Source organism: Neoroseomonas marina (assembly GCF_012927745.1).
In the GTDB taxonomy this organism is placed as follows: Bacteria; Pseudomonadota; Alphaproteobacteria; order Acetobacterales; family Acetobacteraceae; genus Neoroseomonas; species Neoroseomonas marina.
The window spans coordinates 991,588-1,004,057 of record NZ_JABBKX010000001.1 but is presented as its reverse complement, the minus strand read 5'-3'; the positions used below and the strand labels follow the sequence as shown (position 1 = coordinate 1,004,057).

At 72.4% G+C, this 12,470-nt stretch carries 14 protein-coding genes; 8 read left to right on the top strand and 6 right to left on the bottom strand.

All coding sequences use genetic code 11. The annotated features are described in order from the left end of the window. Position 1 precedes the first annotated feature (1 nt). Both GWK16_RS04985 and GWK16_RS04980 read right to left on the bottom strand, forming a co-directional pair. The gene (locus GWK16_RS04985) at positions 2-295 is read right to left on the bottom strand and encodes a hypothetical protein (RefSeq protein WP_170052792.1); all 294 of its coding nucleotides are present in this window, start codon (positions 293-295) and stop codon (positions 2-4) included. 11 nt (positions 296-306) lie between these two features. After that, positions 307-1,434, bottom strand: coding sequence for a toll/interleukin-1 receptor domain-containing protein (locus GWK16_RS04980; RefSeq protein WP_170052791.1), 1,128 nt, complete (start codon positions 1,432-1,434; stop codon positions 307-309). 121 nt (positions 1,435-1,555) lie between these two features. Here GWK16_RS04980 and GWK16_RS04975 point away from each other — a divergent pair, with 121 nt between their 5' ends. From GWK16_RS04975 to GWK16_RS04960, 4 genes are all read left to right on the top strand, one after another. Then, on the top strand, positions 1,556-3,277 hold the full coding sequence (locus tag GWK16_RS04975; RefSeq protein ID WP_170052790.1) for a tetratricopeptide repeat-containing protein: 1,722 nt from the start codon (positions 1,556-1,558) through the stop codon (positions 3,275-3,277). Then, positions 3,274-3,993, top strand: coding sequence for a Crp/Fnr family transcriptional regulator (locus tag GWK16_RS04970; RefSeq protein WP_170052789.1), 720 nt, complete (start codon positions 3,274-3,276; stop codon positions 3,991-3,993). Before GWK16_RS04975 ends, GWK16_RS04970 begins: the two co-directional genes overlap by 4 nt. Before the next feature lie 20 nt (positions 3,994-4,013). Next, positions 4,014-4,742 carry a M35 family metallopeptidase gene (locus GWK16_RS04965; RefSeq protein WP_170052788.1) on the top strand — a complete coding sequence of 243 codons (729 nt, stop codon included), beginning with the start codon at positions 4,014-4,016 and terminating at the stop codon, positions 4,740-4,742. 121 nt (positions 4,743-4,863) lie between these two features. After that, positions 4,864-5,601, top strand: coding sequence for a M35 family metallopeptidase (locus GWK16_RS04960; protein ID WP_170052787.1), 738 nt, complete (start codon positions 4,864-4,866; stop codon positions 5,599-5,601). A gap of 6 nt (positions 5,602-5,607) precedes the next feature. Here the strand turns inward: GWK16_RS04960 and GWK16_RS04955 are convergent, their stop codons facing one another. The 4 genes from GWK16_RS04955 to GWK16_RS04940 form a co-directional block, all read right to left on the bottom strand. Continuing rightward, positions 5,608-6,762 carry an MFS transporter gene (locus GWK16_RS04955; RefSeq protein ID WP_170052786.1) on the bottom strand — a complete coding sequence of 385 codons (1,155 nt, stop codon included), beginning with the start codon at positions 6,760-6,762 and terminating at the stop codon, positions 5,608-5,610. 52 nt (positions 6,763-6,814) lie between these two features. After that, complete coding sequence (locus GWK16_RS04950; RefSeq protein ID WP_170052785.1) at positions 6,815-7,876, bottom strand: NAD(P)-dependent oxidoreductase; 1,062 nt, start codon at positions 7,874-7,876, stop codon at positions 6,815-6,817. Between the two features lie 67 nt (positions 7,877-7,943). Then, complete coding sequence (locus GWK16_RS04945) at positions 7,944-8,264, bottom strand: c-type cytochrome (RefSeq protein WP_170052784.1); 321 nt, start codon at positions 8,262-8,264, stop codon at positions 7,944-7,946. A 57-nt stretch (positions 8,265-8,321) separates the two neighbouring features. Continuing rightward, positions 8,322-9,071 (bottom strand): SDR family NAD(P)-dependent oxidoreductase, encoded by a 750-nt coding sequence (locus GWK16_RS04940; protein ID WP_170052783.1) that lies wholly within the window; start codon positions 9,069-9,071, stop codon positions 8,322-8,324. 90 nt (positions 9,072-9,161) lie between these two features. Here GWK16_RS04940 and GWK16_RS04935 point away from each other — a divergent pair, with 90 nt between their 5' ends. From GWK16_RS04935 to GWK16_RS04920, 4 genes are read left to right on the top strand one after another with little or no spacing between them, the layout of a single operon-like run. Further along, positions 9,162-9,929: an SDR family NAD(P)-dependent oxidoreductase gene (locus tag GWK16_RS04935; RefSeq protein WP_170052782.1), complete on the top strand. Its 768-nt coding sequence runs from the start codon at positions 9,162-9,164 to the stop codon at positions 9,927-9,929. Positions 9,930-9,940: 11 nt separating this feature from the next. After that, on the top strand, positions 9,941-11,152 hold the full coding sequence (locus GWK16_RS04930; protein WP_170052781.1) for an acyl-CoA dehydrogenase family protein: 1,212 nt from the start codon (positions 9,941-9,943) through the stop codon (positions 11,150-11,152). Next, positions 11,145-12,131 (top strand): phosphotransferase family protein, encoded by a 987-nt coding sequence (locus GWK16_RS04925; protein WP_170052780.1) that lies wholly within the window; start codon positions 11,145-11,147, stop codon positions 12,129-12,131. The genes GWK16_RS04930 and GWK16_RS04925 overlap by 8 nt, the downstream gene beginning before the upstream one ends. Beyond that, complete coding sequence (locus GWK16_RS04920; RefSeq protein WP_211187055.1) at positions 12,121-12,465, top strand: DUF6285 domain-containing protein; 345 nt, start codon at positions 12,121-12,123, stop codon at positions 12,463-12,465. The genes GWK16_RS04925 and GWK16_RS04920 overlap by 11 nt, the downstream gene beginning before the upstream one ends. The last annotated feature ends 5 nt before the right edge of the window (positions 12,466-12,470 follow it).

Sequence of the window (12,470 nt, the reverse complement as noted above, 5' to 3'; positions counted from 1 at the left end):
GTCAGCGGGGGGCGGATGGCACGCGCAGGACGCGCTGGGCCTGGCAGAGATCCTCGCGCGGGCGTTCCTCGACCCGCCCATCGGCGAAGCGGATGCGAAGGTCGGCGACGCAGTCGAACCGGGACGGCGGGGTCAGGTGCAGCGCGCTGCCGGCCGGCAGCTCGACGCGTCCCATGAGGGAGGGGCCATAGCGTTGCTCGCCCGTCGGCGAGAGCTCCACGCCCACCACCGGCGCCGGGCCCAGGTTCATCAGCATGAAGGGATGCGGCCGCCGCTCCTGCGCAAGTGCGGGCATCACCATCGCGACTACGGTCGCGACGACCCAGCCAAGGCCTTCCCACCCTCGAAACGCAACTCGCCGGCGGCGCACAGATCGACTCCGGGACGGTCCTCGGTCCTGCCGCCAATGTAGACGACGCGAAGGTTGAACAGGCAACCCTGTCCCTCCGGCGCGCGCACCAGCACCGCATTGCCCGACGTGATCTGGGCGTTGCCGAGCCAGTCCTCGCGCCCGATCCCGTCCTCGACGCGTGCGACAAACAGATTTGTGATCGTGCCGTCGGCCGCGTTCATCAGCCGTGCGGCCGGTCGTGGTGCGGGCGCGGCGGGCCGCGGGCTCGCCGCGGTGAAGGACCGCGGCGCGGAGGCCGGCTCCGCCGCTGGCGCCGGGGTCTCGACGGCTGCGGCCTGCGCGGGGGCCTGCGGGGCCGCCGGAGCGGCGGGCGACGCCGCGCCGAGCAGCGCGCGGATCCGCGGCTCGTACAACCAGGCGGCCGCACCCAGGACGAGCACGAGCGCGACGATGATGAGCCCGAGCGCGACGGTCGCGCCGCGGCCCGCGCCGGGCTGCGGCGCATGCGGCGACGGGTCGGCGGCTTTCACCGCCTTGGAGGCCATCGCCGGCGGCGGGGCTGCGGGTCGCGGGAGCGGGCGCTCCTGCGCGACCGGGCCTGCGGGTCGCTGCGCGCTGCTGGCCCGGGCCGCCGCCACCAGCGCCGCCGCCTGGCCCCGGGGGATCTCGATCGTGGCGTCCGCGGCGAGCGCGAGACGCACGCCGACCGCCAGCGCCTCGGCGTGCTGCTCCACCGGCGGCGGGTAGACGTTCAGCCAATGCGATCCGGCCAGGTGCAGGCGCAGCGCGCCGCCGGGCTGGCAGTCCTCGATGCGCACCGGCACCAGGGCGAGGGACTGCGAGACCGCGGTCACGACCTCGTTCCTGACATGGACGGAGGAGGCGGTGTTGCGGGAGAGGATCAGCACCATGGCGTGGGCGCGGCCGATTGCCGTCAGGATCGCCTCGCCCCAGTCGGCGCCCGCCGGCACGTCGCGCGGCGCCATCCAGCAGACGATGCCGCGCGTTTCCAGCGCCGCGCACACCGCATCTGCGGCGGCACGGTCGGCTGACGCGTAGCTCAGGAAAACGTCATGCGGCATGTGCGGCGTCCGGGGACGTCGTTTCTGGCACAGCATGGCATTTCGCGCCATGCGCCTGCATACATTGCCGCCCATGGGCCCCACCCGTAGACTCGATTCCCCACCCCGCGGCCGAGGCCAGATGTCCGACCCGCTCGCGGAGGTCCTGGCGCTGGAGGCCGAGGGCCTCCTGTTTTCCGCCCATGACCGGGCCATGGCTGCCCTGGCCGAACGGCCGGACGACGTGGCGCTGCGCTATCGCGCGACCCTCACCATCGCCCGCGCCGGGGCGACGGGAATGGCGCTCGACCTCTTCCACCGCCTGCATCTCGATGCCGAGGCCGACCCCGAAGTGGCCGCCCTCGGTGCCCGGCTCATCAAGGACCGCGCCTTCGAACGGCCCGCCGCCGAGCGCGGGCCGCTGCTCGCCGAGGCCGCCCGACGCTACCAGGACCTCTGGCAGCGGGGCGGGGCGGGGTGGCACGGCGTCAACGCCGCCGGCCTGCGGTTGATCGGCGGGGAACCCGGCCCGGCCGCCGACATCGCCGAGCAGGTGCTCGCGAGCCTGCGGGACAGCGGCGACTACTGGTCCGCCGCGACCCGGGCCGAGGCGCTGCTGGTCGCCGGACGGATCAGCGAGGCGCACCGGGCGCTCGAGGAAGCGCAGGAGCGCGCCGGCGGCGACCTCTCCGCCCTCGCCACCACTCGCCGGCAGATGCGGCGGGAAGCCGCCGCGCTCGGCCTGTCGCCGACCTTCGTCAATGTGCTGCGCGTCCCCTCGGTGCTGCACTACACGGGCCACATGCCCAAGCCCGGCCAGGATGATCCGGCGGTCGAGGGCGAACTGGCGGCGAGCCTCGATGCCGCGATCGCCGCCGAGCACATCGGGGCGGCCTTCGGGGGGCTGGCCGCCGGCCTCGACATCCTGGCGGTGGAGGCGCTGTTGCGGGCGGGCGTGACCCCGACCGCGGTGCTGCCCTGCGACCCCGACACCTACGAGGCCTCCTCGGTCGCGCCGGCCGGGGAGCGCTGGCTGCCCCGTTTCCGCGCCCTGCTGCCGAAAGTGCGGCTCGTTCAGCTCGATGAGCGTCCCTTCCCCGACGACGACCTGCATCTCGCCATGGCGGCGCGGCGGGCGATGGGCCTCGCGCGGCTGACGGCGCGGCACCGGGACGGGGAAGCGGTGCAGGTCGCAGCCTGGGATGCGCTGCCGGCGCGCGGCGCGGCCGGCACGGGCGCCGATGTGCGATCCTGGACGGCAGCGGGCGGGCGCTCGCTGCATCTCGGCTGGCCCTGGCGCCGCATCGGCGTGGGCAACGGCCCGCCCGAGACGCGCCGTCGGCCCATGGCGGTGCTGTTCGGGGACCTGCCGAGGTTCAGCGCTCTCGACGACCATGGCCTCGAGACCTTCTACGAGGGGCCGCTCGCGGCGATGGGCGCGGCGCTCGACCGCTATCCGGCGGCCTATCGCAACGCCTGGGGCGATGCCGTGCAGGTCGCCTTCGAGGATGTGCGCGACGCGGCCGGGTGCGCCTTCGACATGCGTGCCGCCCTGGCGGCGCAGGACCCGCCGATCCATCCGCGCTTCGCACTGGATTTCGGCCCGCTGCTGCCGGTGCACGACGCCGTGCAGCAGGCCGACAAGTTCTCGGGCCGCGCCATGACGCGCGCCGCCCGCATCGAGCCGGTCACGCCGCCCGGCCGTATCTTCGCGACCGAGGCCTTCGCCTGCGAGATCGCGCTGCTGCCGCGCAGCGCCGGCCTCGCCTGCGACTATGCGGGGCGCATCCCGACGGCCAAGGGCTTTGGGTCGCTGCCGCTCTACGCACTGCGCCGCGCGGGCGCCGAGGAGGAACTGGCATGAGCGATACGCGTCTGGCGGAGGATCTCGGCCGCATCGACCTGTTCCAGTCGCTGCCGGCGACGGCGCTGGCACGCCTGGCCGAGGGCGCCCGTCGGATCGCGCCGGCGGACGGAGCGCCCCTGTTCGGCCAGGGCGATCCGTCCGATGCGATCTATGCCGTCCTCGAGGGCCGCGGGCGCGTGCGCGTCGGGGCGCCGGACAATGCGGCCAAGCGCCTGATGGTCGAGGTCTTCCGCGCCGGAGACATCTTCGGGGAAATCGGGGTGCTGGACGGGGCGCCGCGCAGCGCCGACGCGGTGGTGATCGGCGAGGTGAAACTCGTCCGTATCCCGGCCGTCGCCTTCCTGGAGGCGGCGGAGAGCGAGCCCGCGCTCGGCCTCGCGCTCGCCCGGCTGCTGTCGTCGCGGCTCCGGCGGACCTTCGGGCTGCTGCAGGACGCGACCTTCGCGCCGCTGGAGGTCCGGCTGGCGCGCCAGGTGATGTACCTGCTCAAGGCGGACAGCGTGAAGACGGACAAGGGAACGCGGCTCGCGGCGCGGTTCCGGCAGGGGGACCTGGCTGACCTGCTGGGGGCGACGACGCGCAGCATCATCTCGATCCTGAACGCCTGGCGGGCGTCGAACCTCGTCTCCTACGACACTGAGAAGGCGTTCCTGTTCGTGCTCGACGAGGCACGGCTCGCGGCCGTGGCGGCCGGGCCGCGCGACGGCGCCTGATGCGCCGCGGCCCGGCCCGCATGGCGATCGCCACAGGCTGGCTGTGGTCGTGCGCCGCGGCGACCGTGCTGTGCCTCGCGTCGCCTGCCGGGGCGGAGGCGCCGGCCACGAAGCCGCAGGCCTTGGGCGGCATCCCGCAGGTCAGGCCGCAAGCGGGCGGACCCGTGGCGTCGGTACCGGCCGCGCTGGCCGACGTGCCGGGACCCGCCTGCACCATCCAGCAGATCCCGGTGTTCAACGCGGCGCTGGTCGAGGCTCGCACGCGGCTTGTCGCCGCGGTGCGTCTGGTCCGCGACGATCCGGGGCATCCCCATGTCCGGGAATGGTTCGGCGCGGCCTCGCCGCAACTGGTCCTTGGCAGGCTGCAGCGGACCTCGACGCGGCTGGCGAATACGGCCGGATTCGAGATCCACTGCAACGATCCCGCCCGCTGCGGCGCCAGGGTCGGCGCCTATGTGCAGGTGATGTCGCGGGTCCTCCGCGACGCGCAGGGGCGACCTGCCGTCAGCTACCGGGTCGATGAGGGCCAGGTCATCGGCGTCTGCCCGCCATTCTTCCGCGCGACCATGGACGGCACCGGCACGCGCTGGGGAATCCTGATCCATGAGGCATCGCATGTCGCTGCCGAGACCCGCGACCATGCCTATGGCCGCGACGACAGCCTCGCCCTGGCGCGACAGAACGGGATGCGGGCCGCGGAGAATGCGGACAACTACCGCTACTTCGTCGAGACCCTGCCGCGATTTTGATCGCCCCGGCGTGCGAACGCTCCCGCAGCGAATTGCTGGAAGGCCTGGCTGCGACCCGCCGACGCGCCGTGCAGTGGTTCATGGCGCGCGGGCGCGCGACGTGCTTGGTTGGATGCCGACCATGCGAATGACGCACATCTTCCCGCGAGGATCGCGGAGTCTTCCCGCCATCGGCCTGTTGATCCTGGCGGTGCCGGCCCTGGCGGACGTACCGACCGGGCAGCCTCCGCACGACGCCAATCCCCCGGCGGCTCAGGCCGACCTGCCGACGTCCAAGCCCCCCGCGCTCGAGCCGCCTCGCCAGGTTCTCCAGGTGGAGGCGCCGACCGAGAAGCCGCCACCCCTCGAGCGTGGCCTGGCCGACATTCCCGGCCCCGTCTGCACGCCGGAGCATCGCGCCGCGATCGACGAGGCGCTGGCCGCCGCGCGCCCACGGCTTGCCGCAGCCCTGCGCATGGTGCGCGAGCAGCCTGACCATGCGCATGTCCGCCGGTGGTTCGGCGATGCCTCGCCCAAGGTCATCCGCATGACGCTGGAGCTGACCGCCGCGCGGCTCGCCGACGTGTCGGCTCTCGATATCCGCTGCAACGATCCCGATGCCTGTCCCGGCGGACGCTTCGCCTATGCCCGGGAACGCGATCTCGTGCTTGGCGTCTGCCCGCCCTTCTTCCGCGCGCGGATGGATGGCACCGATTCCCGCTGGGGAATCCTGGTGCACGAAGGATCGCACATCGCGGCGAATACGCGCGACCACGCCTATCGCCCGAACGGGGCGATGCGGCTGGCCAAGGAGAATTCCGCCCGCGCCGCCGAGAATGCCGACAACTACGAGTATTTCGTCGAGACGCTGCCCGAGTAACGGCCGTCAGCGGGCCCGCAAGACGAACAGCGCCGCCACGGCGGCAAGGCCCAGCCCCGCCGTGAGCAGCAGCGACTGCGCGCCATAGGCATCCACCAGCAGCCCGAAGAAGTACGGTGCGAAGGCCTGCGAGGCGCGCGCCGGTGCCGTGATGAACCCCTGCCGTTGCCCGTACCCGACCGGGCCGAACAGGGCGAGCGGCAAGGTGCCGCGCGTGATCGTCAGCATCCCGTTGCCCGCGCCGTGGATCAGCACGAAGACCGCCGCCATCGGCGCTCCGCCGGCCAGCAGCACGGCCACCGCGATCGGATGGGCCGACGCGGCGATGCGCGCCGACACCAGGGGGCTGATTTTCCGCAGGAAGCCGAATTCGAGGATCCGCGCGCCCACCTGCGCGGGGCCGAGCAGCGTGCCGGCCGCCACCGCCGCCGCCGCCGTCGTCCCCGCCGCCTGGAGCAGCCCCGGCAGATGAGCCCCGAGCGCCGAGGCGCTGAAGCCCGCCGTCGCGAGCACGAAGGCGAGCAGAGCCATGTCCGCCATCCGCGGCGGCGGTCCGGCCGCCGCGGTGACGGTGGCGGCGCGTTCCGGCGGCGGGACGCGCGGGATCAGCAACCGGTTCAGCGGCAGGCCGAGCAGCACATGCAGCACGGCCCAGCCGTAGCAGGCCCCGCGCCAGCCCCATTCGGCATCCATCAGCGCGGTCAGCGGCCACCCCACCGTGCTCGCGAAGCCTGCGATCAGGGTGATGCCGGTGATGCTGTTGCGCGCGTCCTTGCCGTAGAGCCCGGCCAGTGTTGCGAAGGCCGCGTCGTACAGGCCCATCGCCATCGCGACGCCCAGCACGGCCCAGGCGAGGCCAAAGACGACCGGCCCCGGCGCGAAGCCCATCAATGCGAGCCCCGCGGCGAAGACCAGGTTCGAAACGGCGAGTACGTCCCGCCCGCCGCGCGTGTCGATCGCCCGGCCCGCGGCGGGGCCAAGCAACGCCGTCAGCAGCAGCGCGACGGAGAAGATGCCGAAGACCGTCGCGCGGCTGATGCCGAACTCGGTCGCGATCGGCGTCGCGAGGATGGCGGGGAGATAATAGGACGACCCCCAGGAGAGGGTCTGCGTCGTCCCCAGCACGGCGACGGTGAGCGCGCGGTTGGCGGTGGCGGTCATCGCGCCATCCTCCCGCCGCGGCGTGCCGCCGCCAAGCCGGACAAGCGCCCGATCAGTCCGTGATCGGGCGGCCCAGCGCGGCCTTGTAGCGTTCCGCCACGCGCGCCTTGACCTCGGGGTTGATGATGCGCGGCGGGAAACGGCCGGCGGCGAAGGAGGAGAAAGCCTCGGCCGCGATGCGCGTGATCATCGCGCGGCTTTCATGCGTCACGCCGGCGGTATGCTGGGTGCAGATCACCGCGGGGTGGGAGAGCAGCGGATGATCCTTCGGCGGCGGCTCCTGTTCCCACACGTCGAGGCCGGCGGCCGCGATGTGACCCTTCTGCAGGGCGGCGAGCAGCGCGCCCTCGTCATGGATCGACCCGCGCGCGGTCGTCACCAGCACCGAGCCCGGCTTCATCGCCGCGAAGGAATCCGCGGCCATCATCGCACGGCTCTCGGGCGTCAGCGGGCAGTGCAGGGAGACGATGTCGGACTGCGCGCAGAGCTCGCGCAGGCTGTCGATCTTCTCCGCCCCGCGGTCGGACACCGTCGCGGCGTCGACATAGGGATCGTAGGCGAGCACGCGGCAATGAAAGGCCGCGTTGAGGATCGCCGCAGTGCGCGTGCCGACATTGCCGATGCCGACCAGGCCGACCGTCTTGCCGTAGAGGTTGCGGCCCATGAATTCCTCGCGCTTGTGCGCGCGGCCTTCGCGCATCGCGGCGTGGCATTCGGGGAAGCGCTTCAGAAGCGCGAGCATCATGCCGACGGCGTGTTCCGCCACGGCTTCCGCATTGCCGCCGGCCTGGTTGACCAGCAGCACGCCGGCCCGCGTGCAGGCGCCGGGGTCGATGGTGTCGTAGCCCGCGCCCTGGGAGGCGGCCATCAGCAGGTTCGGCAGTCGCGCCAGCAGCGCGTCGTTCACATGGAAGGGCTTCGGCAACTCGTCGCGCGAGGCCTTCACATAGTAGCCCTGGCAGGTCTCGAGAATCTTGAGCGCCGCTTCCTCGCCGTCGTCGAGGGTCATCCGCACGACCTCGAGCGCGGGATCCTTCGCGGCCGTCTCGAGGAAGGTCGGGTGCGGCACCCGGATCAGATAGGCGAGACGGAAGCGATCACTGGCTGCGGACACCTGGCGTTTCCCCTTTGCGAACCGCGCCCTGGGTAGCGCGGCTCGCCGTGATGCGCCAGACGGAGGGTCAGCGGCGCAGGGACAGGATGTAGGCCACCACGTCGTCGATCTGTTCCCGCGACAGGCGGTAGTCCGGCATGTTCCCGTGCGGCGACTGCAGGAAGACGCGCAGCGACATCGAGGTGGTGGAGACCATGCCCGCGATCGCCGGGAAGGACGGCGCGGCATCGTTCGCCGAGCCAGGGCCTCCCGTCGCGATCTGGTGGCAATTGGCACACCAGGTCGTCGCCAGGCGCTGCCCGGCCCGCGCGTCCCCGGGCTCGGTCTGCGCCAGGGCCGGTGTCGTCGCCCCGAGACCGAGAAGCACCAGACCCGCCGCGATCCGCATCGGAACCTCCGTGACTGCGCATGAATGCTGCCGCGCCACGGCCCGCCGGTCCAGCGGTCAGGCCATGTAGGCGCCACCGTTGATGTGATAGACCTGCCCGGTCACCCAGGCCCCGGCATCCGAGGCGAGCCAGGTCATCAGCCCGGCGATCTCCTCCGGCCGGCCCATGCGGCCGAGGGGCAAGGCCTTGGCCATCTCGGCCAGTTCGGCTTCGGAATTGCCGTGGCGCGGCTGGGCCGTATCCGTCAGGCCCGGTGCGATGGCGTTCACCCGGATGCCGTGCGGCGCGAGCGCCAGCGCCATGGACCGCGTCAGCCCGATAACACCGTTCTTCGTCGCCGAGTAATGCACCCCGAACACCGCGCCGCGTACCGCGGAGGAGGAGAGGTTCAGGATCGTTCCGCGAATGCCCGCGGCGACCATGTGCCGTGCCGCCGCCTGGGCGCAGAAGGCGCTGCCCTTGAGATTCACGTCCAGCACGCGATCCCATTCCGCCTCGGTCATCTCGAGGAAGGGGACGCGCGGGAAGATCCCGGCGTTGTTCACCAGCACCTCGATGCGGCCGAGGCCCGCGACGGCGGCATCGACCAGAGCGGCGCAGGCGGCGGCGGTGCCGACATCGCCCTGCACCAGCACGGCGCGGCGGCCGAGGGCGGCGACCTCGGCGGCAAGTGCCTCGGCCGCGGCGCGGTCGTCGAGCCAGTTCACCGCGACGTCGTAGCCCGCCGCGGCGAAGCCCCGTGCGGCGGCCGCCCCGATACCCTGCTGCGCGCCCGTCACCAGCACGCCCTTGGTGGTCCCGCTCATCCCCGTCCTCCAGCCTGGTCGGGAGCATCGCGGGGCTTGCCGGGCGGCGCAACGGGTGGCACCCCTCAAGGAGAGGGAGAGAGAAGCGCCATGGATCTTGCCGGGCTGTTCTCGCTGGACGGGCGGCGCGCCTTCATCACCGGCGCGTCGGGCGTGCTGGGCGCGCATTTCGCGCGGGTGCTGCACGGCGCCGGGGCACAGGTGGCCCTCGCCGCGCGGCGCACGGATGCCGTCACGGCGCTGGCCGCGGAACTCGGGCCGCGCGCCGCCGCGGTGACGCTCGACGTGACCGATGCCGCGCATGTCGCTGCCGCTTTCGACGCCGCCGAAACGGCCTTGGGCGGGCCCTGCGACATCCTGGTGAACAATGCCGGGATCGCCGTGACGAAATCCTTCCTGCAGCAGGAGGCCGCGGACTGGGACGCCGTCATGGCCGTGAACCTGCGCGGTTGCTTCCTGGTGGGACAGGAGGCCGCGAAGCGCCTCGTTGCCGCCAAGCAGCCGGGGGCGATCGTCAACATCGCCTCGGTGCTCGGCGAACGCGTGATCCCGGGGGTGGCCGGCTACACCGCCGCCAAGGCCGGGCTGCTGCAGTTGACGCGGCAGATGGCGGTGGAACTGGCGCGCCACGGCATCCGCGTGAATGCGCTGGCGCCGGGCTATGTCGCGACCGACATCAACCGCGACTACTTCGCCTCCGAGCCCGGCCAGGCGATGATCCGCCGCGTGCCGCAGCGCCGGCTCGGCAACCCCGAGGACCTGACCGGTCCGCTCCTGCTTCTCGCCTCCGCCGCCGGCGCCCACATGACGGGCGCGACGCTGACGGTCGATGGCGGCCATTCGGTCAACCCGCTGTAGGACGACGCGCCATGGACTTCACCCTGCCGCCCGAGATCGAGGAGATCCGCCAGCGCATCCGCCGCTTCGTGGACGAACGGCTGATCCCGCTGGAATCCGATCGCGCCAACTATGACGAGCACGAGAACATCGCCCCGCATGTGCTGACCGACATGCGGCGGGAGGCGAAGGCCGCGGGCCTCTGGGCGCTGCAGATGCCCAGGTGCCTCGGCGGCATGGAACTGCCGCGCATCGGCATGGCCGCCTGCTACGAGGAGATGAACCGCTCCATCTTCGGGCCCGTGGTGTTCAATTCCGCCGCGCCCGACGACGGCAACATGATGATCCTCGATAGGGTGCTGCCCGAGGCGATGAAGGAGCGCTGGCTGAAGCCCGTCGTCGACGGCGCGGTGCAGTCGGCCTTCGCGATGACCGAGCCCGATGGCTGCGGCTCCGACCCCAACCTGACCTATACGAAGGCCGAGCGCGTCGGCAACGACCGCTGGCGCATCACGGGACGCAAGCACTTCATCACCGGGGCCGGCAACGCCAAGGTCTTCATCCTGATCGCCCGTACCTCGGACGACGAGCGCAAAGGTCTCTCCGCCTTCCTGTTCGACGCCGAATCCCCCGGCTGGCGCATCGTGCGCCGCATCCCGATCATGGGCCCGGAGGAGCATGGCGGGCATTGCGAGCTCGAATTCGACGGGCTCGAGATCCCGGACGAACAGCGGCTGCTCGGCGTTGGCGACGGGCTGAAGCTGACGCAGATGCGCCTCGGCGTCGCGCGGCTGACGCATTGCATGCGCTGGACGGGGCTGGCGCGGCGGTCGCTCGAGATCGCGATGGAGCGCATCAAGGTGCGGGATTCCTTCGGCGTGAAGCTGATCGACCGCGAAAGCGTCCAGGGCCTGGTCGGCCAGGCGGCGATGGAGATCGAGATCGGCCGCATGCTGACCATGCGTGCCGCCTGGGCGCTCGATCAGGGGTCCTTCGCGCGCAAGGAGGTGTCGATGGCCAAGATCGTGGTCGCCGACGCGCTGCAGAAGTCGGTGGACACGGCGCTGCAGCTGCTCGGCGCGCGGGGCTATTCGAAGGACACCGTCATCGAATGGATCTACCGCTACGCCCGCCAGGCGCGGCTGGTGGACGGGGCTTCGGAAGTGCACCGCATGGTGTTGGCGAACCTGCTGCGCGCCGAGGGCGACGGCTTCTTCCGCTGGGGCCAGGCCGGGCATGGATGAGGCGCGCCGCGCCCGCCTGACCGCCTGGCTGCGCGCTGCCTCGGGCGATCCCGCGCTGGTCATCGAGAAGATGGCGCTGCTCTCCGGCGGCGCCATCCAGCAGAACTGGGCGGTGGACGTCTCCGACGGCCGCGCCTGGGTGCTGCGCACGGACAATGCGGCGACGCTCGCGGTCAGCCATGGTCGCGCACAGGAATTCGCGCTGCTCCGCGCGGCCTTCGCCGCCGGCGTGACGGTGCCCGAGCCGCTCTTCCTCTGCGAGGACGCCGCCGTGACGGGCGCGCCCTTCTTCGTCATGCGCCGCGTCGCCGGCACCGCCGCCGCGCATCGCGTGGTCAGGAGCGAGACGCTGGGCGGCGGGCGCGAGGCCTGCGTGCGCGCGCTGGGGCGGGAACTCGCGCGCATCCACACCATCCGGCCGCCGCGGTCGGACCTCGCTTTCCTGGGCGAGCCGCCCGTCGACGCCTGCCGTGCCTTCGTCGCGGACCAGCGGGCGGCGCTCGATCGCCAGCGCACGCCGCGGCCGGTGCTGGAATGGGGGCTGCGGCACCTTGAGCGCACCGCGCCGCCGCCGGTGCCCGTCACGCTCTGCCACAACGATTTCCGCACCGGGAACATCATGCTGGACGAGCAGGGCGTGACGGCCGTGCTCGACTGGGAGTTCTCGCTGTGGGGCGATCCGCATGCGGATCTCGGTTGGCTCTGCGCGAAGTGCTGGCGCTTCGGCAGCGATGCGCAGGAGGCCGGCGGCATCGGCCCGCGGGCGGCGCTCTACGAGGGCTACGGCGACGTGGACGATGCCCGGGTGCGCTGGTGGGAACTCGGCGCGCATATCCGCTGGGCGTCGATCGCCGTCGACCAGGCGGAGCGCCATATCTCCGGCGTCGAGCGCAACCTCGAACTCGCGCTCACCGGCCACATGGTCCCGGGCCTCGAATGGGAGATCCTGCGCATGGTGGAGGTCCGCGATGCTGCGTGAGGAACCCGGCGCGGCCGACCTGCTCGCCACGGCGCGGGAGGTGCTGCTGAACGAGCTGCTGCCCGCATTGCCGCCGGACAAGGCCTTCGCCGCCCGCATGGTGGCGAACGCCATGGCCATCGCCGCCCGCGATGCCGGGCTGGACGCCTGGGAGCCGGGGGCGCTGGCGCGCATCGCCGCGCTGGCGAGCGACGCGCGGGGCTTTGCCGCCGCGATCCGCGCCGGCCGCTTCGATCCCGGCACGCCGGATCACAGTGCGGCGGCCGCACTGCTCGACGACCTGACCCGCGCGCGCTGCGTCGTCAGCGCCCCGCGTGCGCTCGGCAAGGGATGAACGCC